The sequence below is a fragment of the Desulforhabdus amnigena genome, assembly GCF_027925305.1.
GTDB classification, from domain to species: Bacteria; Desulfobacterota; Syntrophobacteria; order Syntrophobacterales; family Syntrophobacteraceae; genus Desulforhabdus; species Desulforhabdus amnigena.
In genome coordinates this window covers 651,959-676,633 of the sequence record NZ_BSDR01000001.1, presented here as the reverse complement: position 1 = coordinate 676,633, position 24,675 = coordinate 651,959, and the positions used below count along the sequence as shown (strand labels likewise).

The 24,675-nt window shown below is 49.7% G+C and carries 18 protein-coding genes; 9 read left to right on the top strand and 9 right to left on the bottom strand.

What is annotated here, in order from left to right:
• The first annotated feature begins 58 nt into the window (after window positions 1-58).
• Window positions 59-1,354, top strand: a complete 1,296-nt coding sequence (locus tag QMG16_RS03025) for a mechanosensitive ion channel family protein (protein WP_281792191.1) — start codon at window positions 59-61, stop codon at window positions 1,352-1,354.
• Window positions 1,355-1,612: 258 nt separating this feature from the next.
• Window positions 1,613-2,308 carry a DUF1847 domain-containing protein gene (locus QMG16_RS03020; RefSeq protein WP_281792190.1) on the top strand — a complete coding sequence of 232 codons (696 nt, stop codon included), beginning with the start codon at window positions 1,613-1,615 and terminating at the stop codon, window positions 2,306-2,308.
• A gap of 161 nt (window positions 2,309-2,469) precedes the next feature.
• Here QMG16_RS03020 and QMG16_RS03015 read toward each other — a convergent pair whose 3' ends face one another.
• Window positions 2,470-2,814 carry an OB-fold nucleic acid binding domain-containing protein gene (locus tag QMG16_RS03015; protein WP_281792189.1) on the bottom strand — a complete coding sequence of 115 codons (345 nt, stop codon included), beginning with the start codon at window positions 2,812-2,814 and terminating at the stop codon, window positions 2,470-2,472.
• Window positions 2,815-3,024: 210 nt separating this feature from the next.
• Here QMG16_RS03015 and QMG16_RS03010 point away from each other — a divergent pair, with 210 nt between their 5' ends.
• The 5 genes from QMG16_RS03010 (at window position 3,025) to QMG16_RS02990 (ending at window position 9,658) form a co-directional block, all read left to right on the top strand.
• A complete protein-coding gene (locus QMG16_RS03010; protein WP_281792188.1) occupies window positions 3,025-4,776 on the top strand; it encodes an ATP-binding protein in 1,752 nt (583 codons plus the stop codon).
• 396 nt (window positions 4,777-5,172) lie between these two features.
• Window positions 5,173-5,628: a C-GCAxxG-C-C family protein gene (locus QMG16_RS03005; RefSeq protein ID WP_281792187.1), complete on the top strand. Its 456-nt coding sequence runs from the start codon at window positions 5,173-5,175 to the stop codon at window positions 5,626-5,628.
• Between the two features lie 160 nt (window positions 5,629-5,788).
• Window positions 5,789-6,307, top strand: a complete 519-nt coding sequence (locus QMG16_RS03000) for a peptidylprolyl isomerase (RefSeq protein WP_281792186.1) — start codon at window positions 5,789-5,791, stop codon at window positions 6,305-6,307.
• Window positions 6,308-6,941: 634 nt separating this feature from the next.
• Window positions 6,942-8,276: a CoA transferase gene (locus tag QMG16_RS02995; RefSeq protein WP_281792185.1), complete on the top strand. Its 1,335-nt coding sequence runs from the start codon at window positions 6,942-6,944 to the stop codon at window positions 8,274-8,276.
• A 29-nt stretch (window positions 8,277-8,305) separates the two neighbouring features.
• The gene (locus QMG16_RS02990) at window positions 8,306-9,658 is read left to right on the top strand and encodes a CoA transferase (RefSeq protein WP_281792184.1); all 1,353 of its coding nucleotides are present in this window, start codon (window positions 8,306-8,308) and stop codon (window positions 9,656-9,658) included.
• A gap of 86 nt (window positions 9,659-9,744) precedes the next feature.
• On the opposite strand, the gene QMG16_RS02985 is transcribed toward QMG16_RS02990, so the two are convergent.
• From QMG16_RS02985 to QMG16_RS02960, 6 genes are all read right to left on the bottom strand, one after another.
• Window positions 9,745-11,256 (bottom strand): PAS domain-containing protein, encoded by a 1,512-nt coding sequence (locus tag QMG16_RS02985; protein WP_281792183.1) that lies wholly within the window; start codon window positions 11,254-11,256, stop codon window positions 9,745-9,747.
• Window positions 11,257-11,564: 308 nt separating this feature from the next.
• The gene (gene hemW, locus QMG16_RS02980) at window positions 11,565-12,689 is read right to left on the bottom strand and encodes a radical SAM family heme chaperone HemW (protein ID WP_281792182.1); all 1,125 of its coding nucleotides are present in this window, start codon (window positions 12,687-12,689) and stop codon (window positions 11,565-11,567) included.
• On the bottom strand, window positions 12,682-14,478 hold the full coding sequence (gene lepA / locus QMG16_RS02975; RefSeq protein ID WP_281792181.1) for a translation elongation factor 4: 1,797 nt from the start codon (window positions 14,476-14,478) through the stop codon (window positions 12,682-12,684). The genes hemW and lepA overlap by 8 nt, the downstream gene beginning before the upstream one ends.
• A gap of 290 nt (window positions 14,479-14,768) precedes the next feature.
• Complete coding sequence (locus QMG16_RS02970) at window positions 14,769-15,620, bottom strand: ABC transporter permease (RefSeq protein ID WP_281792180.1); 852 nt, start codon at window positions 15,618-15,620, stop codon at window positions 14,769-14,771.
• Window positions 15,613-16,797 (bottom strand): quaternary amine ABC transporter ATP-binding protein, encoded by a 1,185-nt coding sequence (locus QMG16_RS02965; protein WP_281792179.1) that lies wholly within the window; start codon window positions 16,795-16,797, stop codon window positions 15,613-15,615. The genes QMG16_RS02970 and QMG16_RS02965 overlap by 8 nt, the downstream gene beginning before the upstream one ends.
• Before the next feature lie 563 nt (window positions 16,798-17,360).
• Window positions 17,361-18,362 (bottom strand): ABC transporter substrate-binding protein, encoded by a 1,002-nt coding sequence (locus QMG16_RS02960; protein WP_281792178.1) that lies wholly within the window; start codon window positions 18,360-18,362, stop codon window positions 17,361-17,363.
• 1,188 nt (window positions 18,363-19,550) lie between these two features.
• Here QMG16_RS02960 and QMG16_RS02955 point away from each other — a divergent pair.
• Window positions 19,551-19,871, top strand: coding sequence for a hypothetical protein (locus QMG16_RS02955; RefSeq protein ID WP_281792177.1), 321 nt, complete (start codon window positions 19,551-19,553; stop codon window positions 19,869-19,871).
• A gap of 321 nt (window positions 19,872-20,192) precedes the next feature.
• The gene (locus tag QMG16_RS02950; RefSeq protein ID WP_281792176.1) at window positions 20,193-20,609 is read left to right on the top strand and encodes a hypothetical protein; all 417 of its coding nucleotides are present in this window, start codon (window positions 20,193-20,195) and stop codon (window positions 20,607-20,609) included.
• A gap of 28 nt (window positions 20,610-20,637) precedes the next feature.
• Here the strand turns inward: QMG16_RS02950 and QMG16_RS02945 are convergent, their stop codons facing one another.
• Window positions 20,638-22,857: a cache domain-containing protein gene (locus tag QMG16_RS02945; protein WP_281792175.1), complete on the bottom strand. Its 2,220-nt coding sequence runs from the start codon at window positions 22,855-22,857 to the stop codon at window positions 20,638-20,640.
• 60 nt (window positions 22,858-22,917) lie between these two features.
• Window positions 22,918-24,321 carry a glutamate--tRNA ligase gene (gene gltX / locus QMG16_RS02940; RefSeq protein WP_281792174.1) on the bottom strand — a complete coding sequence of 468 codons (1,404 nt, stop codon included), beginning with the start codon at window positions 24,319-24,321 and terminating at the stop codon, window positions 22,918-22,920.
• Window positions 24,322-24,675: the final 354 nt, after the last annotated feature.

Below are 24,675 nucleotides of genomic sequence, written 5' to 3'. Positions count from 1 at the left end.
GATATTCGGTACATGACACCGCGCAGTTCTTATCGAGAGGGCTGAGGAGAAGAGACGAATGGAAAAAATTCAGACCGTTATTCAAATCATATTCAGGGGATCGAGTTCGGAAGGAGTCTTCATGAGGCTCCTGCTCACTCTCCTCACCCTCATCCTCCTTCTTCTCATCATAAAGTTCATCAACAAGCTTTTTCAAAAGGCTTTGAAAAAACTCGAATCATGTGTCGGCACATGCCTCCCGCCGTTCAAAATCCAAAACCTTGAACTTATCTCCGCAGACCGCCTTTCCAATATATTGAAGCGACTCTTGAATGCGTTACGGCTTTTGATCATTGCTCTGACCGTCTATATTTTTATCCCTCTCGTTTTGAGCTTTTTCCCCCAGACGCGAGGGATCGTGCTCACCTACCTGTATTACATCATCGCCCCCATCTCCAATATTTTTCATGGATTGCTCGCCTTCATTCCCAATCTGATCATCATCGCGTTCATTTCTCTGCTGGCACGCTATCTCATAAAATTTTTCAGAATGGTCTTCACGGAAATTCGAAGAAACAACGTAAGGCTTGCCGGTTTTTACCCGGAATGGGCGGAACCCACCTATAAGCTTTTACGATTCCTGATCATTATCCTCACCATTGTCGTCATTTCGCCTTATCTTCCGGGCTTTGGCAGTCCGGCCTTTCAGGGGATATCGATTTTTTTGGGTGTACTTTTGTCTCTGGGCTCCACGGCTGCTGTCGCCAACATTGTCGCCGGTGCGTCCCTCATCTACATGCGCCCTTTCAAAATAGGAGATCGCGTGAAAATCGCCGACACGGTCGGGGACGTGATCGAAAAGACACTTCTCATCACTCGTCTGCGCACCATCAAGAATGTGGAGGTCACTATTCCCAATTCCATGGTGCTTGGCTGCCATATCATAAACTTCAGCGCCATGGCGGAACAGATGGGCCTGATTCTCTCTACCACCGTCACCATCGGCTACGATGTCCCCTGGAGGACGGTTCATCAACTCCTGACCGACGCGGCCCTATCCACCCAGGATGTCTCTGAAGACCCGCCCCCCTTTGTTCTTCAAACCAGCCTGAACGACTTTTCCGTAACTTACGAATTGAATGCATATACCAAGGTGATCAACAGACTCGCTAAAACACAATCGGAACTACACCAGAACATTCAGGATAAATTCAATGCGGCGGGGGTTGAAATCCTGTCGCCCACCTACTCTGCAATTCGCGATGGAAACCTGGCCGCCCTTCCCGAAGAATACCTGCCAAAGACCACGGCTCCCAGAGGCTTTCGGGTGCTGCAGCCGGAAAACATACTCGGCACAGTCATCAAAACTGGATAGATCAAGGATAATCCTCCATTCGGGTCAAGAAATCGCCCCTGGCTTCGATGAAATATTTCATGACGACACAACCGCCTTTGGTGAAAAGATATATAATACGGCCGTGAGTTTTTACACTTCTCTCGAGATATTGGGAGAAACTCCACCGCCAGGAGCACAAAACATTTGTGCTGACCCGATGAATGGGAGCCCGCTAACGGTTCCCGTTCACAGGTATCAAAAACCATTCACCCTAAGAATGAAATGAGGAATCAAGGAATGCAAGACAAACACCCCCAGTGTGCAGAGTGCCCTTACGATTGGTCCGAAAGATTTTGCCGCAAAGAAAATGGCAAAGCCCCTGAAAATTGCCCTTCACTGCGTCATCGGGATTTGGTGAAAAAAGCTGTGGAAGAAATTCAATCGCCGGAGGTTTTCGAGTTCGCCAGGCAGGCTTCCATTCAGGAGGCTGAAGGGTATGGAAACCGTGAAAAGGGCTACAGTATGGTGCGGCCGATCAAGCCGCGCATCGTAGAAGTTATTGAATTTGCAAATAAAATGAAATACAAGCGGATCGGACTGGTGTTTTGTGTGGGTTTGCGCCGTGAAGCGGCCGTTGTGCATGAAATTTTGAAGAATCAAGGATTTGAGGTGATCTCCGTGGTGTGTAAAGTGGGCAGGGTATCCAAGGAGGTGCTCCAAATCACAAAAGAGCAGCAAATTGTATCGAACAGTTTTGAATCCATGTGTAATCCTGTTCTCCAGGCCCTTGTCGTCAACCACCATCAGTCAGACTTCAACGTTCTGCTCGGATTGTGCGTTGGGCATGATTCATTGTTTTTCAAGTATGCCGAAGCTCCCTGTACCGTACTCGCCGTGAAAGACCGCCTGATGGGCCATAACCCCCTGGCTGCCATTTACCAGTACGAGAGTTATTACCGGTATCTCAAAAACCCTCTTGAACCAAAAGGATGAAACGCACATCGGAGTAGCCCCGCCCCTCCCCAGGCAAAGGTGAACCTAAGAAGATGTCTGAAAATTCCCCCCTCAAGGGGGGAATCGAAGCAGGTTCGGCTCCCAAGCAGAGGAATTTTCAGACAGCCTCTAAGAGCGGGGGCTAAGGTCTGTTTACTTGTTTACTCTTTCTTGCCACTGTCCTCTACTAGAACCAGCAATTGTTGATCGCCCATTGAAAAGGCCTCCTTCACCATGCCGTGGACCGTGATCTCGGTACCTTTTCGCGGCAGAGGTTTATCTGTAACCACAGCAATTTGCCCGGTTTTGTCCTTGATGACGAAATAACGCACCACCATCAGGCTGAAAACTTCCGTAACCTCCCCGGATATCGTGACGGAACGATCCGCATACTTTCTTGGATTTTCAAGGATTTTTCCGATCGGTGTCGATAAGAAAGAGTCACATCCCGCCAAAAACAAAAGCATCGTCACAAGCACAATCAAACACTTCGCCGTCTTTTTCACTGGAAATCCTCCGTTGAGTCGAAGAGAAAATAAATAGAGAATTCATTGGATTTTCAAATCTAGAATACTTGCTTTGATTGTCAATGGCAATCGAGCGAACATGCAGATCGTTAAACATACCGCATTTTCCTTTTCGCGTGAAATATGCGAAATGAAATGTAATCATCATATCTTTGTTCGGAGTGGCGCACCTTCGAAGGAGTTCATAAAATGGTTTCACGACCTTCACAACCCAACCAGTGGGCATGGTTTTCGCCCTGGATGATCATCGGCTCCGTAGGCATTCTTGCGGCCATCCTTTTCTTTTTGGCTGCAAAGAATATAAACCGGGAACGGGAATTCATGCTGAGAGCGCTCCTTTCTGAAGCGAATCTTCTTGCCAATTCCCTGGAGGCGAGCAGCCGAACCGGAATGATGGGGATGGGATGGGGACAGAACCAGCTGCAGCTTCTCCTGGAAGAAACCGCACAGCAGCCTGAAATCCTCTCTGCGGCCATCGTCACTGCAACCGGGCGCATCGTGGCGCACAACGAGGCTTATAAAATCGGCCAAAGAATGCTCGTAAACATTCCTCAAGGCGATCAGATTTCTTACCGCTTCCTGGACACACCGGAGAAATCCTTTGAAGTCGTTCGTTCCTATAAACCCTGGTTCAAGAAGAGAGGCAGAGGTTCGCACGGGATGAACTGTCCCTTTCCGCAGGAAGAGGGAGCTTGCGGCAACGACGACTTTTACGTGGTACTGGGGCTTGATCCTTCTCCTTTTGAAGCAGTTCAGCGCCAGGATCTGCAGCAAACCGTGCTGCTTTTCGGACTCATGTTTCTGGTAGGGGCCGCGGGGATCATCTCTTTGGTCTGGGCTCAGCATTACCGGGATGCCCGCAAGTGCCTTCGGGACGTCGAGGCCTTCACCTCCACCCTGGTCAATCAGATGCCTGTGGGACTGATGGCCACGGACAAAAGAGGGCAAATCCAAAGGACCAATGCAGCGGCTCTCCAGATTTTGAAGTCACCTTTAATCAATGCAAATATCTACGCCTTTCCCTGTTTTCGCTCCATAGCAAAGCAACTCGAAAATGAAGAGAAAGTAGTGGAACAGGATGTTCTGTATTCGACGGACGGAACGAACCGTGTTCCACTCCTCGTGAACGCTGCCGTCATTCGGGACGGCGAAGAAAGAATCTCCGGATACGTCTTTCTTTTTACGGACATGACCAATATCAAGCAACTGGAGGAGCAGCTTCACCGGAGCGAGCGCCTGGCTGCATTGGGGCGTCTGGCTGCTGGAGTCGCCCACGAGATACGAAATCCGTTGAGCTCCATCAAAGGCTTTGCCACCATATTGGGGGGGCGACTGAAGGATGACGACCGGGCTCGAAAAATTGCGGAAGTCATGAGCCAGGAAGTGGAACGACTCAACCGGGTTGTCTCGGAATTGCTGGACTTCGCACGACCGACGGAACTCCAAAAAAGGGTCTGTCTCTGCTCTGAACTGATCCAGCACACTTCTCGTTTGGTGGAAATGGATGCATCGCATCAGGGAGTGGAAGTCCAATCCCTTATCAATCCTGAAGATCTGCAGGTGGAAGTGGATCCGGACCGTTTTTCACAAGTTCTTCTCAATCTTTATCTCAATGCGTTGCAGTCCATGGAAAATGGCGGCACCCTCCAAATACGGGTATACAGGGAGGCGGATCAGGCTGTCTTCAAAATTTCCGACTCCGGAATGGGAATCTCTTCCGAGGACCTCCCTCATATCTTTGACCCATACTATACAACCAAGCCACGTGGTGTGGGATTGGGGCTTGCCAATGTGCATAAACTCATGGAGGCTCACGGAGGTGATATCGAAGTGGAGAGCGTTCCGGGAAAGGGAACGAGCTTCACTCTGCGGCTCCCGGCTATTCGAAAGGAATTTATCCCCAAAGGAAATCAATCTTTCCAGGAAAACAGGCGGAAATGAATGAAGACTATGGAACATCCCTCCAGGATTTTTTTGACTTTTTTCCCTGCTTCGTACACAATTCGCGGGCTTTCGCGCTTTCCGGAAACACAGTGTATGAAATTGCCAAAAGGCCGGGAGAAAATCCGCTTTTCAGTGTTCAGGTTGAATTCGGAGCAACCGTTCATACCCATTTGCATATCCGCAGATTGCGCAGATATCGCAGAGCGGAGAAAACAGCTAGTTTTTGAATTTTCCTTATTCTCTGCATTCTCTTCGCTTTCTGCGGTGAACGGTTGCCATCCGGATACTTCCCGTCGATCGATGACGGGTTTGAAGATGGAGCCCGAAACAGCTATTGAGCATCTCTCCCGAAGAGAAAAGTGATTTTGGAGGTTTATGATGAGTCCTGAAGAAATGAGACAAAAGGCTATGGACCTTTTCAAGAAAAGGTTTCACTGCAGCCAGGCGGTAATAGCCGTCGGCCAGGAAAAAATGAATAGTGTGAATGAGGACCAGATCAAATGTATGGGATCCTTTGGCGGCGGCATCGCCAGTTCCGGCAGGGTCTGCGGCGCCTTGCTAGGAGGAGTGGCTTTGATTTCAAGCCTTTACAGCCGGGGAAACCTGAATGAGAAAGAAGATCCACGCATGTGGTTTCTGAGCCGCAAACTCACCAGGAAATTCGAGGAAATCACCCAGCCCTTCGGAGGTGTCAATTGCAGCGATATTGCAAGGGTGGATTGGCACGATCGCAACGCAGTCAAAGAATTCTACAGCAACTCCGAGAGCCGGAGAAAACACTGCATCCAGCTCGTGGGTGATGTAGCCTATGCCCTGGGAGAAATCCTGGAGGAAGAAAGCTCAAAATAGGATAAAGGTGCGGTACGATTTTGCCCATTTCGTACACTAACCCGCATTCCAGCAGGGAAAAAACTTGCAGCGGGGCCTCATAACGAGTATCATCTCCAGTACTCGCCATGTGGGGCTTGATACACTGCCCCCAAATAGATTTCACAATCTAAGGAGAAAAATGAAGACTTCAGAATCGAATCCCGTCGTGGTAATGGAGACATCAGAAGGTACGATCAAAATAGAGCTCTGGGCTGACAAGGCTCCTGTTACCGTAGAAAACTTCTTGAAGTATGTCGATGAAGGTTTCTATGATGGTACCATCTTTCACCGGGTTATCTCCGAATTCATGATCCAGGGAGGAGGACTCACTCCCGATATGAAGGAAAAGCCAACCCACCCCCCTATCAAGAACGAAGCCAATCCCGAACTCAAGAACAACCGCGGCACCATTGCCATGGCTAGAACAAACCAGGTCCATAGCGCTACCTGCCAATTTTTCATCAATACCGTGAACAACGACTTCCTCAACCACAAGAACGCAACCCCCATGGGTTTTGGCTATGCCGTATTCGGGGAAGTGATTGACGGCATGGATGTCGTGGATAAAATCAGAAAGGTTGCTACCACTTCTTTCGGATATCATCAGGATGTCCCTGCAACACCGGTTGTCATCAATAGTGCCAAGCGCCTCAGTTGAGGCGGGAGTGCCACAATCCGTAAGGCTTCACTTCAATACTAACGAAATAGCCTTGGCAACAAAAGCAATGGCTGACTCAATGCTGAACTCAAGTTCCCGATCAGAGCACAAGATGCGAATCTTTCTTCATTGATGCAACTCCAATTCAAATCCTACACTTTGCGATAAGGCCCTTGTCAAAGCGGCACAGAGCTGAAGTGAAAACCGATTTGTTTTCATCTGAAAGCTGTGAGAGCAAAATCTCTAAGTACATGCCCACATAAACGGGTGCACAAGATCCCATCCGTCATTCCCGCATGCTTTAGGCGGAAATGATGGATGGGAAATTGTTCACTTTCTTTTGTAGGGCCTATACTTAGCACCTATCCGAAAACCCCCTGTGGACTTTGCGACACCCTCCTTGGTCCCCCCTCGAGGGGGGGAATTGAAGGGGGGTGTCCGCTGCCAAGGAATGTTTTCGGATAGGCTCTTAGCACCCACTCGGAACTCTTCCCCCATCGCTTTGCCCAAAGGGGTGAGGGAGGTTTTTCGGAAAGGGGTGTTGTGCTGCAAGCCTTATGGATGGACACAAAACTGGCGGGAAGAGGCTCATAAGAGCAAATTCAAATGTCCACCATTTAGAGGAGCTCAGTGCATGAACGAGGGAGGATCTTACCAGGACTTTTTGAAACAAATGTTCAATGTCGAACACCTTTTCGAAAAACCTGAGCCACTCAAGGGCATACGGGTTCTGGAAGTATGCTATGTGGTTTTGGGACCGGCAGCCTGCGACTATCTGGCTGAATTCGGGGCTGAGGTGATCAAGTTTGAAGGGCAGAGGGGCGACCAGATGCGTTTTGTGACCCCTTATGCATTCTTCTGGAAAAACATGTCTCCCGGGCTGGAAATCGAGAACCACAACAAATACTGGGTGGGCATGCACATGGGAAATCCCAAAGCCAAAGAGATTTTCCTGGATCTTGTCAAAAAGGCGGATGTCGTGGTCGATAACCTCACGCCGGGCAGAATGGCCGAATGGGGAATCGCCTATCAGGACTTAAAAAAAGTCAATCCCAGGATCATTCAGCTTCACGTTTCAGGCTACGGAAGCTGGGGCCCCTGGACCGGACGCGCTTCTTACGACGCGGTGGCCCAGAGCATGGGAGCCCTCTCCCCCATTACGGGTTTTGAAGACCGCGGCCCCATCAAATCCGGTGTCTGGATTGCCGACTGGATTACAGGCCTCATGTGCGCTGCCGCCATCATAGCTGCATTGAATTACAGGGAAAGGACGGGTGAGGGTCAGTTCATCGATTACCTGCAGGTGGAAAATGTCATCCGGTTCCTCGACTGGACCTGGCTTTACACGTCAATGACGGGGGAGAACAGGAAGCGGTCGGGAAATAGAGATCTTGCCATCTGCCCGTCGGATCTCTTTGACTGCAGTGACGGCTGGGTAGCTGTTGCAGCTTTCAGTAAGGATGAATTTCAAGGCCTTTGCCAGGCCATGGGCAATACGGCTCTTTTCGAAAAATACGCTGAACCTCTGGATCGGCTGAGGGATGAAAACGCCAGGGAACTGCTCAGCACCATCGCCGCATGGGTAAAGACCAAAAAGGTCGAAGAAGTGGAAGCCCTCGGCAACCAATATGGTTTTGCCGCCACCAGGGTTTTGGAAGCAAAAGACGCCTATCACAGCGAACACTTCAGGGAACGGGGAACCATACAGCAATACGATGACCCATTATATGGAGATATGGTTCAAGATTGTTATCCTCCCAGGTTGAGTGAAACACCGAGCAAAGTCAAATGGAGTTGCCGTCCGCTGGGCTTCGACAACGACTACGTGTTGAAAACACTTTTGGGATTCACTACGGACAAGATCAAGAGTCTCGAGGAGGAAGGGGTCATTTTCAAGTGGAATCCTAAAATCCGTTCGCACTGTCCTCCACCAGACTGGGATGGTAAAAAGGGCATCAAGCTTGGCTAAAACTCGTTAGGAGAGAAAAAGATATGGATATGGAAGACGAAAAAATCATCGGTATGGCGGCGAGCGAAGAATATGCCAGGTGGGCTCATGATGCAACGAACCCCGAAGATATCTTTCATAAACCGGAAGCCCTGGATGACATGCTTGTTATCGATGCGAGCTACGGCAGCTTTGCCGGACTCTTTGCCTCATCCATGCTTTCAGAGTTGGGAGCAGAAGTCATTCGCATCGAACCCCCCGGCGGTGATATAGCCAGAAAAATGACCCCTTACGGCATGATGATCAAGGATACGGGCCTGGGGTATATGGTGGAAGGAAGAAACAAGTTTCATGTCACCCTTGACCTCAATACGGAAGAGGGAAAGGAAATCTTCCGTAAACTGGCCAATAAAGCCGACGTTCTCATCGAGACATTCAAACCCGGTTACCTGGATGGATTGGGCATCGGGTACCGGCAACTTCGAGAGACAAATCCAGGATTGATCTACTGCCCCATCTACGTTTATGGACAGTTCGGAAAAGACGTTGAAAAGTACGGCAATCAGCCGGACTATGACATCACCAATCAGGCACGCGGTATCATCATGTCCATCACGGGCGAACCGGATCTCGACCCGGAAGTGCCCGATGCGTACAAAAGACCCCTCAAACAGGGCAACTGGATGGGCTGGTATGCCGGTGGAGGCTGGGCTGGCTTCGGTATCCTCTTGGCCATGTTCCACAAGAGACGCACGGGCAAGGGACAAATGGTGGATTGCTCCCCTTCTGAGGGAATGCTTTCCATGTCCAATTATGTCATGCAATATTACCATATGGCGCAAAAGCAGATGCCGAGAGCCGGCAACTACGACTATGCCGTATTTCCCTATACCTACGTCGAATGCAAAGACGGGTATACCTTCATCTCCGGCTTCACCGACCCGAACTGGGCCGCTCTGTGTGAAATCATGGATCGCCCGGGCCTGCAGGAACAGTTTCCCACCATCAAAGACCGGCTGAATCCGGAGAATCAGCCCAAGATTCAGCACGAAATCGAGAAATTCACCAAAAATTACACGACCGATGAGATGATGAGAATCATAACGTCATACATGAAGAGACCGGACAGGAAAGGTACGGTCGCTACAGGCAGGATGGAATCCCCCAAGGAAGTATTGGAAAGGGAACACTGGGAGTGCAGAAAGACTTTTCTGACCACACATGACCCCTACTACGGCGAGGTTCTGGTCCAGAACTCGTCGTTGAAAGCCATGTCCAAGACTCCGGGTCGAATCAAGTGGGTATGCCGGCCCATTGGAGCCGACAATGAATTCATTTATCAGAAATATCTGGGAATAGGTAATACGAAATTGAATGCGTTGAAGGAGAAGGGAGTCGTCTAGGCCCCGGGATAAGGGGTTGGACCGCTCCAAAACAAGATCATGCTTCACCCCCCTTTTTACAAAGGGGGGTGAAGGGACCGCAAACATCACTTTGAACCATCTTCTTCGTATCCGTATGCCTTGAAGATATCGAGGATCGTACTGGTCAGATAGGTTTCTTCCTTATAGCGGAAGGCCTTGTTGAACGCTGTGGTCACTTCCGAGATTTTCTTATAGGCGCCGTCTATACCCTTGCTGTATCGGTGGATATCCTTCATGATCCCCTTCATCAGTCTGACAACCATTTGAGGATTTTCCCCTTCGGCAAGCCTCTCGATGAGCACGTCCAGGGATTCGATCTCTTCACGGAGCGCATCGTTCGAGCCGTACAGCTGCATGAGATGCGTATTGAGGTGATGGCACATGCCTCCCGCAGCGTTGCGGAGCACCCTGTTCCTCTGATCCTCCAACGCTTTCGTCACATTGTGCACGATGCCCTCATGGTAGATATGTCGCCCCGATTCATCGATTTTCGCACGCGCTGTGACCGCCACCTCGATGATATCTCCGGCCTTGTTCTTGAATTTCACCTGATGGCCTTCGACATGGCCTTTCCCGTATATTTCTCTGACGAGTTCCTCTCGCTCGGAGACATCCACATAGAAATTTTTGATGTTGGTTTCATACGCCTCTTCCATGTTTTCAAGACCGAGGAGCTTCAGACCCGCTTCGTTTATCTCAATGAAATCCCCTTCCGGCGTGATGGTAAAGGCCATATCGGTAGTCGATTCAAAAAAATCCCTGTATTTTTCTTCGCTCAGCCTGAGGGCATCAATTGCTTTTTTTTCGTCGGTGATATCCCTGATGACATGGTCGATGCGTCGTATGGTCCCTTTGTCCGAGTAAACGACATGGCCTTCATCGACGACCCATTTGACCTGTCTGTTTCTGCTGATGATCCTGTACTGCAGTTCATCGAACTCGGCTTCAGGCAGATTCCTGAAAAATCGATTTACCCGGTCGACATCACTGGAATGAACGAATTCCAGGATATGGTGCTCCCCACTCACAAAATCCCTGACCGGTATCCCGTAAAGGGCTTCAGCCGCAGGGTTTATGGCAAGAATAGAGAAATCCCTGGGCGAAAGTGAGACCACGACTTCCGTCATAGATTGGATGATGCTTTCGAGACGTTCCTTGATCCGTTGCAGTTCGAGCCGGGTTTTGCGTCTCTCGGTGATATCCGTCAATGCGCCGAGTATTGCGGGGGCCCCTCCACACTCTACAACACTCACCTTCATCTCGATGATCGCTACACCATCCCGTTGTGGCATGCGGAATTCGATGGTATCCGAGAGGTTTTCCGTGAAGAGGCGGTCTCTGCAGTATTTTTTTACTCTATCCCAGTCCGCGGCGAATACATATTCAGAGAAATCCGACCCGATGACCTCTTCCGGCCCTCTTTGCGACATCTCGTAAAAAGCGTTGTTTGCAAATACAATTTTCCCCTCTCTTATGATCAAGACGCCGTCGTTGATGTGCTTGACAATGCCCTGATAATCGATATCTCCCTGGCATATCTTGATTTCTTCAGCATCTTCAAATGTCTTATGTGTCATGTCGCGTGTTTCCTTGACAAGTATGAGATAATGAAAATTTTTACGTAAAATACCCTGACACCTGGGCTACCCCATCTCACCCCATGGAGAGCTCACTTCAAAAAACCGTTCAGGCGGCAACCAAGTATTACACAATGAAATTAACCAGGTTTTCTTTTAGGGCAATATTCCGGCATTTTTCATGGTTTTCGTCTGCGAAACGATACCAGGATCAAGCCTCCATTTGACGTTCGAGTGTGGATAATAAGATGCAAACGGAAACTTGATTTCATAAATTCGAGTGCAGTTGTCTTGAATATCTGACAAAATTAAGAAACAAAAAGGATCGGAAGGCTGTCAGCCACCAGGAAACCCTGCTGGGTGGGTGCCACTCTCCCTTTTTTCAACACGATCAGCCCGGATTTTTCCAGCTCCGCAAGAACACCTTCCGCACCGGGAAACTCCCGGACAATGTCAAAGTCCACCCCTTCCTCTGTCCTGAATCCCAGGTAGAGCGCCTCCAGTCTGAGCTGTTCCCGGGTGAGCACTTCTCGGTCCTCCACAGGCGTTTTTTTCCGTGCAAGCATTTGACAGTAAGCTTGCAAAGATCTCACGTTCCACCATCGGACACCGTTCTGAAAGGAATGGGCCGCGGGCCCCAGGCCGAGATAAGGGGTGTGATTCCAGTATTTTTGGTTGTGGCGGGAGAAGTATTCTGGGCCCCTTGCAAAATTGGAAATTTCGTAGTGAATGTAGCCACGCTCTTTCAGGAAACTGGATGTCAGAGAAAAAAAACGGCCCTCCTCTTCCTCCCCCAGGGAACGGAGTTTCCCTTCCGCTTTCATTTTTCCGAAGGGGGTCCCCTCTTCAATGGTCATCTGGTAGCAGGAAAGGTGTTCCGGCCTGAATCGGAGCGCCCGTTCCAGGGTCTGAATCCACCCGGATTCGGTCTGTCCCTCGAAGCCATAAATGAGGTCGATTCCAATGTTCGTGAAACCCGCCGAACGGATGAATTCCAAGGCGCGTTCGGCCTCCTTCGCCGTATGCCGCCGCTGCATGAAAGCGACTTCATTTTCCTGGAAGGATTGCACTCCGAGGCTGATGCGATTGATCCCTATCCGGCGGTAGAGCGACAGCTTTTCAGGTGTAATGTCATCAGGGTTCGCTTCCAGGGTGACTTCCGTGTCGGAGAAAAAACGGAAACGGCCGGAAAGACAGTCCATCAACCCGGAGATTTCCTCCCGGTTGAGAAGACTGGGAGTACCGCCTCCGATATAGATGCTGTCGAAAGCGGCAAACCGGTTTTGATAGAATTGAACTTCCTGTTCGAGGGCTTTGAGCCAAGCCCCCGTATGATGTTCCCCGGAAGTCACGGAATAGAAATCGCAGTAAGGGCATTTGGTCCGGCAGAAGGGAACATGAATGTAAAGGCCGGGCCGATGGGATTTATTCATCTTTTGTCTTCAGTACCGCCACGAAAGCACTCTGGGGAATCATGACGGATCCGACCATTTTCATGCGTTTCTTACCCGCTTTCTGTTTTTCAAGTAATTTGCGCTTGCGTGAAATATCTCCACCATAACATTTGGCGGTAACGTCCTTCCTGAACGGGGAGATGGTGGAACGGGAGATGATCTTGCCCCCCACGGCCCCCTGGATGGCGATCTTGAACTGGTGCTTGGGAATTTCTTCCTTCAACCGGTCGCAAACCTGTACACCCCATTCTCTCGCCCGTTCTTTGTGAACCAGCATGGAGAGGGCATCCACCTTTTCGCCATTTACCAGGATGTCGAGCTTGACCAGCTCCCCCTCACGATAATCGATCATTTCGTAATCAAAAGACCCGTATCCTTGGGTGATGGTTTTGAGCTTGTCGTAAAAATCGAAAACGACTTCAGACAGGGGCATGTCGAAAAGGATCTCTATGCGCCCCGGCGTGGGATAACTGAACCGGGGATTGGTTCCGCGCTTTTCCATGCAGAGCTTCATGACAGCCCCCATGTAGCGCTCGGGGATCATGATGCTGGCCTTGATGAAGGGTTCTTCCGATTTTTTGATCCTGAGAGGGTCCGGATAGTATTGAGGGTTATCCACCACGACAACGCTGCCATCAGTCAGTGTGAAGCGGTACTGCACACTGGGAACCGTCATGATGATGGACTGATCGAATTCACGTTCCAGACGTTCCTGGACGATTTCCAGGTGAAGCAGCCCCAGAAATCCGCAGCGGAAACCCTGGCCGAGCGCGACGGAGGAATCCTTTTCATAGACTAGGGCGGCGTCGTTCAGTTTATATTTTTCCAGGGCATCCACGAGGGACGGGTAGTCGTCGGAAGAAATGGGATAAATGGAGGAAAAAACAACCGGTTTGACCTCGCGGAACCCGGGCAGAGGCTTGGAGATGGGATTCTTGTCCAGAGTGATCGTATCTCCCACCCGCGTATCGCTCAATGTCTTCACTCCCGAGATGATGTAACCTACCTCGCCCGCCCTCAACTCGCTCCTGGGCTCTCTCGTGAGTCGGAACACACCCACCTCTTCCACCCGGTAGGTCGCTCCGTTGGACATGAAACGTATGACATCTCCCTGTCGCACTCGTCCGTCGAATATACGGCAACTGACGATGATCCCCCTGAAAGAATCGTAATGAGCGTCGAAGATGAGAGCGGAGAGCGGCTTCTCGGGACTCCCGGAAGGGGCAGGAATGCGACTCACGATAGCCTCGAAGACGTCCTCGATGCCCAAACCTTCCTTGGCCGAACAGAGGACGGCATGCTCTGAATCCAGTCCAAGTTCCGTCTCGATCTGCTCCTTGGCCATTTCGATATCGGCGGAAGGAAGATCGATCTTGTTGATCACGGGAATGATGGTCAAATCGTGTTCCATGGCGGCATACAGGTTGGCCAGGGTCTGGGCTTCCACGCCCTGGGAAGCATCCACCAGGAGCAACACCCCTTCGCACGAAGCAAGAGCGCGTGAAACCTCATAGGAAAAATCCACATGCCCCGGAGTGTCGATGAGATTCAACTCAAAGACTTCTCCGCTCTTGCTTTTGTAAGGCAAAGAGATGGTCTGGCTCTTGATCGTGATACCTCTCTCCCTCTCGATATCCATCGTATCGAGGAGCTGATCCCGGAACTGTCTTTCGCTCACCATCCCGGCCTGCTGGATCAGGCGATCCGCTAGTGTGGACTTCCCATGGTCAATGTGGGCAATGATGCTGAAATTCCTTATCTGTTCCATATTATTTTACTTTTTGTCCCGCAAAATGGTTTAATCGTCCAATTGATGTAAATAATTAAAATAGCCGATTCCATTGAGGAGGTAAACTCCCAAGTCGCTGATTCAATCATTTCAGCGACTCTCTTTTTACTCCGCTTTTTTTCAGTAAATCAAACTGAAAGGGCGACCGACAGGCCACCCTGAAAAAAACGGCTCAACATGGTCAGCAGGACAAAACACACATCAACCGGTTTAAAGAGAACACATTGAACGAAGAAGCATGGACAAAGCGACCAGAAATCGAATCCCGCTCATTTGATCCGATTTTTCGTCGCCATGGCATGAGTGATCCGATCGATGATAATGGCAAGAAATACAATGCTGAGCCCAGCCTCAAACCCTCGCCCCACCTGGATACGGTTGATGGAAAGCAACACCTCGAGCCCCAGTCCGCGGGCACCGATCATGGATGCCACAACCACCATGGAAAGTGCCATCATTGTCGTCTGATTGATGCCGACCATGATGGACGGGCGCGCAAGGGGAAGCTGCACATTGAAGAGGATCTGCCTCGGGCTCGAACCAAAAGCCTCTGCCGCTTCGACGACACTTTTGGGAACCTGTCGGATCCCCACGTCGGTAAGCCGAATCACGGGCGGCATGGCGTAAATGATCGTAGCGAAGACGGCTGGAACCTTTCCCAAACCGAAAAACATCAGGGCCGGAATGAGGTAGACAAAACTGGGCATGGTCTGCATGGCATCCAACAATGGCCTCAACAAAGACTCCACCCAATCACTCCAAGCCATGAGAATCCCCATGGGCACACCAATCACCAAAGAAATGACCACGGATGCCGTAACGATGGAAAGTGTCATCATGGCAAGCTGCCAGTAACCAAAGTTTCCTATGACCAACAAAAGACTTGCCAGGATCAAACCGTGCCACCATTTCCCCAGCGCTTTCCAGCCCAGGGCGCCAACGCACAGCACGACCACGGGCCATGGAATCCAGAGGAAAAATCGATCTATGTGGACCAACACAAAAAGCATGACTTTCCCAAAAACGTCGAACACACCACCAAAGTGGGCCAACATCCAATCCATCAATTGATCGACCCATTTTGCCAGCGGGATTTGAAGGTCGGTCGGAAATTCAATCATTGACCACCTCCTCCCTATCCCGGATCATGCTCTCAATGATAGTCCGATTGCGTATCTGCCCAAGAAATTTTCCCTTTTCATCAGTCACAGCGAGGGGATAAGGACTCAAAGGCGCCAGGGGGAACAGATCTTCCAAAAGCGTATTCGGACCACAGGTGGGTAAATCCGTCACCAGTGCTTCTCTTATGGAACCGGAACCCTTTCTGATCAACGCGTTCATCCCGTCAAAGGTGGCAATTCCCAGCAGTTCGTGATGTTTCGTCACAACAAAAGCATAATCATGTTCACTGACATTGATCATGTGGCGGGCAGCCTTGGGACCTTGCCATTCGTAGAGGAGAACGCCGGGCTCTTTCATAATCTTTCCAGCGGTCAACACCTTCGCAGGAGATGCTTCTTGCACGAAATCACGCACATAATCATCTGCTGGCTCCGTGAAGACTTCCTCAGGCGTTCCAATTTGGATCACCTCCCCGTTTCGCATGATGGCAATGTGTGAACCGAGCTTCAAAGCTTCATAGAGATCATGGGTCACGAAGATGATGGTTTTTTTCACCTTTTCCTGAATTTCCACCAGTTCGTCCTGCATCTGGCGCCGAATCAAGGGATCCAGACCACTGAAAGGTTCATCCATGATGAGGATTTCGGGGTCCGTCGCCAGGGACCGGGCAAGCCCCACACGTTGCTGCATTCCGCCACTGAGAGATCCCGGATAGTAGCTCTCCCATCCTTTGAGCCCCACCGTTTCGAGGGCTTGCTCCGCCTTGGCGTAGCGCTCTTCCTTGGACATGCCTCTCACCTTGAGGCCATACGCGGCATTATCCAGGACATTATAATGAGGCAGAAGCCCAAAATGCTGAAAAACCATGCTCGTGGTGTACCGACGCATGTGTGTGAGCTTTTCCTTATCGTATTTGCAGATATCATCCCCATGAATGATGATGCTGCCCGCTGTGGGTTCGATCAGCCTAAGAATGCAGCGGATCAAAGTCGACTTCCCGCTGCCGGAAAGTCCCATAATAACAAAAAATTCACCAGGTTCGATCCTGAAGGAAATGTCTCGAAGGGCCAGAACGCAACCCGTTTTTTCCAGAATTTCTTCTTTAGGCACATTCCGCAAATCCGATTTGAGAAGGTTTTTCGCTTTGGGACCAAATATCTTCCATAAGTTTTTCACCTCCAGACATTCCGGTCCGGAAAGAGTTTGTTCTTTTTGAGTATTCAATATTTTCCCCATATTCATTAAAATAATATATTGATTTTACTTTAATATTTTCACATTAAGCACACAGGCACAGAGAAAGACTTTCAAATGAAATCTCTGTGTTCTCCATGTCTCCGTGGTCCAGATAAGACCCGATAATATCAAGTCAAATTTTTTAAGTTACTTATAATATTGTGATTTTTGCTTCGACGCATCAAAACGCAAAACGAATAGAGCCATATTTAAGTTTTCAACTATTTAGGATGCTATCGGAAGCGAGAAAGGCTCCCGTCACTTGCACATGAGCAACGGGGACCTTTTCATGGAAGAATGACACGTTTCAATGAAATCCGATCCATCACATGGGCCTATTTCAGCGCAGCTTTGACTTTCTTAGTACTGATCTTCGTAATTACGCAGCCGTTTATCCATACGTTTGTTGGAGCGGCATCCTGCCGCGACAAGGTGTGCGGTTGCCGGTTGCTGTCACGGCTGGAAGCTGTTCCTAAAAAGAAATGGCCACGTATTTACAATTTTCAGTACTTAGCTACATCCTCCGGGACCCATGCCGTCCAGACATGTTTTTTTTCCTTGAGGAACCATACGGCCGCATCATCCGTGCTCGCTTTGTGATCTTCCATATATGCCAGGGCTTCGTTGTTCAGGTCGTTGGTGGTTTCATAATTTTTTAAAAAATCCACCACACCAGGTGCGCGGGTCAATAGACTCTTGTTGACGAGGATATTGACGTGAACAGAGGGAAAAGCGCAGGCTTTGGTTTCATCCCAAACCTTCTTGTCGTAAAGAGGCTCCTCCAGAGGGGTCATGTCGTATTTGCCGAGAACCCACGTAGGAGACCAGTAATACCCTACCCATGGCTCGCCTTTCTTGATGGCGCCCACTATGGACCCCACAAGGGCCGCATCGGAACCGGAAACGAAGTTGGTGAAGCATTTTTCGAGTCCATAGGCTGCAAGCTTCTTTTCGTTCAGTTCAGTAACACCCCAACCGGCAATGGCATTATAAAAACGTCCCTTGGTCGGCTCTTCGGGATCCTTGAAAATCTCCCAATATTTGGGAAGATCTTTCACAGATTTCAGGTCGGGAGCCATGGGCTTGATCCCCCGGGCGGGATCGCCTTTGATCACATAGGTAGGCACCAGCCAGCCCTGCCAGTTGTCCGGGAAATTGCTTCCAAGATCCACCAGAGACCCGGACTTGATCCCTTTATCGTATATTTCCTGAATATTTTCAGTCCAGGATTCCATATCCACGTCGACATCCCCACGCGCTAGGCTTGCAACCAGCGGAATGGTTTCACCCGGTATGTATTCCACTGGAAAACCATAACCGTGTTTGACGATAAAACCTGCGATGCGATTGTGGAGTTGAGCACTATCCCAACTGAGATCTGCAAAACGGATGGGCTTCTCGGCAGCCGAGTGGCAAAATCCAGGCCACATCGTGAACAGGAAGAACGTACCCATAAAGATGGCAAAGCAGGTTTTGGTCAGTCCCAGGATTTTTCTCTCGTCCATTCATTCTCCTTTTTGGGTTTGATATATTTAAAAATTAAAACGACCCCTTTTGGGAGCCACTCACACCATTGGTACCGCCGTCATCTCATCACCCTGGCGCAAGCATTCTTCTGAGCCTTCTTAAAAACGATGATGACGGGGAGGCCACAAGTAGCCGAATCAGCTGTGGCAGATGATGGCTTCACAAGAGGGAAAAATAACGGCGTATCGTTGCCTTGAAAGGAAAGCACGCAAAGAAACAAGGAAGGCCCTATGGGGCAATTCGCTTTTCCTTCAGTTCCCTTCGATGGTGTATCGGGGCGAAATACGAGGCAATAAAACAAGAAACAAGCTAATATGAAGATTATCTTATAACATCAAATAACTATTTGATTTTTCTAGCTCATTCATTTCACCTCAGTCAGAGTCCGATAAAAGACTTATCCCTTTGAAGCCAAGTATTTTAAGAATGTACTCTACCATGAGCTTTATGTTCGGGCGGTTCTGAAAGCCTCGGAGAAAAACATCCCCTGCATAATCCCTCTGCGATACAATAGATGCAATCGAAAGATACCGTACCCTCTACAACAAAACCTGGACCGGTTCCCTGTCAATGATACCTCAGCGTATCGAAAATGCCCTTCTTTTGCCACAATATTGTACCGTAAAGCTTTGTAAGGCTAACAGAGCAAACCGTGTCTGTCAACCCGTGCAACCCTGTAGCCAGCAATTCTCATTTTGAAAAAACTACCTCCTGCCTCCCCCTCGAGGGGGGAATTCCTGGGATAAAATCCCCCTTTGAAGGGGGATCAAGGGAGATGTTGAAAGCGACGGCGTCATGAGGACCATAGGACCATCCAAAATGAGAATTACTGGCCCTATGGAGCCTCTTTGCGAGAACGCCTGATGGAACGCACGCAAACTTCAGACCTTCATTTTTAGAGGATGTACAGGATATCGTCAGCTGTTCGAGTCCGTCGCAATAAAACAACAGAACATCGAGGAACTGACGAACAGACTCAACCTCATGAGCCGAGAATGGACAAATCGGCCCATTGACCATTCCTTATTTAAAATTGGCAATGGACAGACCCAATTAAAAATAGTAGAAAAATTGGAATAGTTCTCAATGATTCGCAGCCAGGTTTTGCAGGCAGTTTTGTATTGAGGCAATGTTCCAATCATCAACAGTAAAAATGGAGGAGAATTATGAAGGCATTTCGATTGTGTCTGTTTATGTGTTTCGCACTGTTGCTCGCATCGTGCACGCTGAAGCCTACCTGGGACTTGCTGGGCAAGTGGCAAAAAGTCGATGGAACGGAAGTGATGGAGTTTACGGGTGAGGGGATGATGCAGTTGACAGATGGCCCCATTACCATCAACACAAAATATAAAGTGATCGGCGGAAAAGAATTGCAGCTCGAGATAGGGAGCCTGGGGTCTGTAAGTCTCACGGTTTCTGTCGAGCGGAACAAGATGACTCTGACGAATGCCAAAGGGGAGGTCTTCACCTTTAATAAAATCCGATAGTTGATAGGACTCTGTCCCCCGCTGACCCTCGAGGGCCTCGAGCGCAGTGTTATAGGCTCCAGATCATTTGAGTTCCATCAAAGATCCTAAAAAAACCCGGTTTGTGCTACCTCCAAAGGACGTACACAAGCCGGGTTTGCCTTTTTCCTTCAAGGACCAAGGAACTACCGGTGTGGTGAAAATCAAGCTGAATGGATCCGCAGATGACGCAAATTGGGCGGACAAATCTCACCCGCTCAGAGTGAAATGTTTCTTAATCTGCAAAAATCCGTGCAATCTATGGATAAAAACAGGGGGCTCTTACCCCATCACGAGTAAGAAATGGACGAAAAGACATTAGAACAAAGTCTGGCAGATGAATTTATCAGGGAATGGGATATCACTCCAACGGGAAACGGCTATCTCATTACAACAGACTGGCAGTGGCCCAATCACGAACGCATTGAAATATTTGTAAGAATGGTTGGAGACAGGGAAGACCTCCTGTTGGTCACCGACGGCGGAGAACTCTTCAGTTTCCTCTACTCTCAGGGGATCGATCTTTCCAAAGACGAACACGGCATGAAGGTCATCAACGGCGTTGCGGAACATTACGGCGCAAAAATCGCGGATTTTCAAATGGCCAGGGGAACCAATCCGGGGGATCTTCCACGGTCCATCAGACTCTTGCTGGAAGCCATCAAAGACGCATCCCTTCTTCTCTGGTACAAACTGGACCAGAGGAGTTCTCTGCACTGACCGAAGATGATCGGCTTGCGCCAGTCGTCTATCGGGGCAGCGTTATACTCAAAACGAGTTTATCGGCGCCTTTCCGACGGAGCCGGATAAGCCCTTGATGCTTGTGGATGATCATTTTCGCCAGGGGAAGATCGAGAGTTTTGGATCGTTCCGACTGGCTGGTGAAGGGGTAGAAGAAATGATCGATATCGTCTTCTGAAACCTGAACGTTACCGGCCGTTATTTCCAGAAGAACATTGTTGTCCCCGTAAGAGGTGCGTATATCCAGACGGCTATTGGCTCTGCAAATATTCAAAAGTCCCTTGAGGATGTTTTCCAAAGCGCTCTTAAAGAGCACGGGATCCAGGGAAATGGGCCGAAGGCCCTCGGCCAGAGTCAGCTGAAAGTTTATGGAACGCTCTGCAAAATAGAGCCTTTGATCTTCCAGGAGTTCGGTCAACAAATCATTCAAAGGGTAGCGTTCGGGAACAATTTCGAACGGCTTGAGGTAAGCCAGAGTTTTCTCAAGAATTTTCTCGAGCCGCGCCACTTCCTGCACAATGATTCTGACTTTTTCCCGGTGGGGATCCTCTTCTGGAAGGTTGTGCATCAGACGACGAGCAAATCCCCCTGCTGCGACCAGTGGATTGCGAATCTCATGAGCCAGCCGCGCAGAGACTTCACTGAGGGTCCTCAATTCTTCGGTCTGAATGATCTGCTTCTGGAGGCAGTGCCTGTCGGTGACATTCACCAGGAAGCCGTCCACGGTATCGACTTTCCCTTTCTCGTCAAATACAGGCAAAGCATGGTCCAGCACGTACACAAGCTTTCCGCTGGCATGACTGATGCGATATTCAGCCTTGAATTCTTGACCCTCTTCAAGGCATCGGTCCATGGCCGCCCAAACCCACGGGCGGTCTTCTTCCCAGACTTTTTCTCTCCAGAAGTTTGAATTCTCAAGAGCATCATGGAAAGAGATTCCCATGATCTCCTCAATGAAACGATTGATAAAAATTATCTTTCCATTCCCCAGGAGACGATAGACAACCAGCGGCACGTTCTCCACAAGCGTACGGAATTTCTCTTCGGATTCCCTCAGGGCCCGTGTTCGTAAATGGATCATTTGCTCAAGGTTGTCGGTGTAATCCTGAATTTTGGCCTGCGAGACTTTTAGAGATATGAGCATGTCGTCGAGGGCGTCTGCCAGGGTTCTAAGTTCACCCGATGGGGAAACCTTCAAGGGACGCAGGAATTGCCCCTGAGCGATATCTTTTGCAAAAGCGACCATTTCGCGGATGGGACGAGTAAAATATGCACTGAGAAGATAAATCGCACCAACGGAAAGAATCATCCCCAGAATGCCTACGCCGAGCATCAGGCTCCGATAATGGTCCATCACTCCAAGAGTCCTGGTTCGGTCGGCACAAAACTCCACAAGAGCAATTGTCTTGCCCGAGTAATCCTGAACCGTCCTCAAGAGAACCGCGTAAGGAACGCCGGAAATTGTGCGGCTCATAAATTTCCGGGAACTATCCCGAAAGACTTCGGCGTAGACGGGATCAATACGCTCGAAATTGTCGGGAAACGTTGTTGCAAAAGAGTAAAATTCAGTCCTGTTTTCATGAGGATAGAAAAAAGAGGCTTCAATACCGAACTGATCCTTCAGCTTTTCCAGAAAAAAGGAACCGAAATTGAAACCGATTTCGACGGTCCCCACCATTTTCCCGGCCTCGTAAATGGGGGCCACACCCCGAATACCATACCCCGTCAACCCTGTCTCCAGGCCAAACGTCTCCCCTCCCCGCTGGATAGCATCCAGAATCGTTTTACGGTAGCTCAAACTGTCTCCAAATTCATAAAGCTTCTGGAGGCGCAGGAAGTTTCTGGGGGGAAGGACATGAAAGTTGAACTGGCTGATCCCGTAGCGTTCCTTCATGAACACGTAGGCTGGATAACAGAGGTCGATCAGCCGAAGGCGGTCTCTTTTGGCCATGGCTGCAGCCACTTCGGGATTGCGTGCAAAGCTCGATGCGAGGCTTACAGCCCATTTCCCCTGGGATTCCATGTTGTAATCAAGAGCGCGACTGTAGCCGAAAAGCTTTTCGTGTTCCTCCTGACGGAGGATGTCGTTTCCATTGAAAAGGGCCAGTAAGACCAGAGAAAAAGTACCGAAAAATGCGAGGAAAAAGAAAGGGATGCTCAAGCGGTACCGAAGCGGTATGTCGCGAAGCTTGACGGAAAACCAACTTTTTTGCTTTGTAATCGCCATATCCGCAGTCCTCCCAGTGGTCAGGCGATGGTTCGCCGACCACTGTTCCCTGACCACAGTTTATTGAGCGTTCATATACTCCAGGGCTTTTCTCAAACGCTTCAGAACCGTCTCCTTCCCCAGAATGCCGATGATTTCAAAAAGGCCCGGGCTGACCGTTACACCAGTAAGAGCGACGCGAACCGGTTGCGCCACCTTACCCAGCTTGAGCCCCATTTCCGTCACCACTATCTGGTGAAAGGCTTTTTCAAGGTTTTCCTCGTTGAAAACATCCATCTCTTCGAGAACGGGAATCAACCTGCCGAAAGCTTCACGCATGGTGGGAGTCAAAAACTTCTTGGCTGCGGCGGCATCATATTCCACCTCATCCACCAGATAAAACTTCATGCCTTGCGCCATCTCCTCGAGAGTCCGCGCCCGCGGTTGAAGTGTCTCGACAGCTTTGGCCACATATTCCGCAGGCTTCCGAGGATATCCCAGTTTCTCGAAAAAGGGGTCCAAAAGGGGGACCAAAGCATCCGGTTTCGACTCTTTGATGTAGTGAGCGTTGAGCCAGAGGAGCTTTTCAGGGTTGAAAACACTGGGCGATTTGCCCACATTGTTCAGTCCGAAATATGCAATGAGTTCTTCCCGACTGAAAATTTCCTGATCTCCATGAGCCCATCCCAGGCGGACCAGGTAGTTGATCAGAGCATCGGGGAGGTAGCCCATTTCCTTGTATTCCATTACGGACGTAGCTCCGTGACGTTTGGACAGTCGGGCCTTGTCCTGCCCCAGAATCATGGGAACATGGCCGAAATGAGGGAGCGGAGCGCCAAGGGCCTGGTAAATGAGAATCTGCCTTGGGGTATTGTTCACATGATCATCTCCTCGAATGACGTGCGTTATATTCATGGTCAGGTCATCCACGACCACTGCGAAATTGTACGTCGGCAGACCGTCGCTCCGTTCAAGGATCAGATCGTCCATTTCAGAATTCTCAAAGAAAATAGGTCCTTTAATGAGATCGTTCAAAACGGTGGTCCCAGTAGCCGGGCATCTGAAACGAATCACTCGGTTGGGTCCAGGTCCCAAGCCGCGCTCCCGGCAGCGCCCATCGTATTTGGGTTTTCGGCCGGCCGCCAATGCTTCTTTTCTGCGTGCCTCCAACTCATCGGGCGTACAGTCACAGTAATAAGCATGCCCTGTATCCAACAGCTTCTTCAAATATTCTTTATATACCTCGAGACGCTTCGTCTGGTAGTAGGGCCCTTCATCCCATTCCAAAGAGAGCCACTCCATGGCATCGAGGATGGCCTTGATGGAAGCCTCAGTGGAACGCACCTGATCCGTATCTTCGATACGAAGGATAAACTTTCCACCAAAGTGCCTGGCAAAAAGCCAGTTAAAAAGGCCCGTTCTGGCGCCACCGATATGTAAATAGCCCGTTGGGCTGGGGGCAAATCGTGTGATAACCGGTTCCATGAACCATGTGCTCCTTTTCTTTGTTTTGTCGTTGCCACTCTGTTCCACAGCAAAATTCTTTACACTCAACGCTCAACTGACCACAGCGCAGGTTACCCGGGCAGCGTATCCAACCCTCTAACTGACTACAATCAGGGAATCTTCTCGTGCAAAGAAAGAGCTTCTACGCATAACACACTCGCCTGTCAAACTCAAGGTTGAGAGACCCTGATGCGCCGGTTCTCCGCCTCAGGCTTTGCAGGAACTACAAAAGAATGGTGTACTACTGATCACACCTCAAAATTTTCCATCCGGGCAAAATAGAGATCTTGCCGATTTTTCCCTCATCTGGCAGTATAGCGCAACTGATTCGGC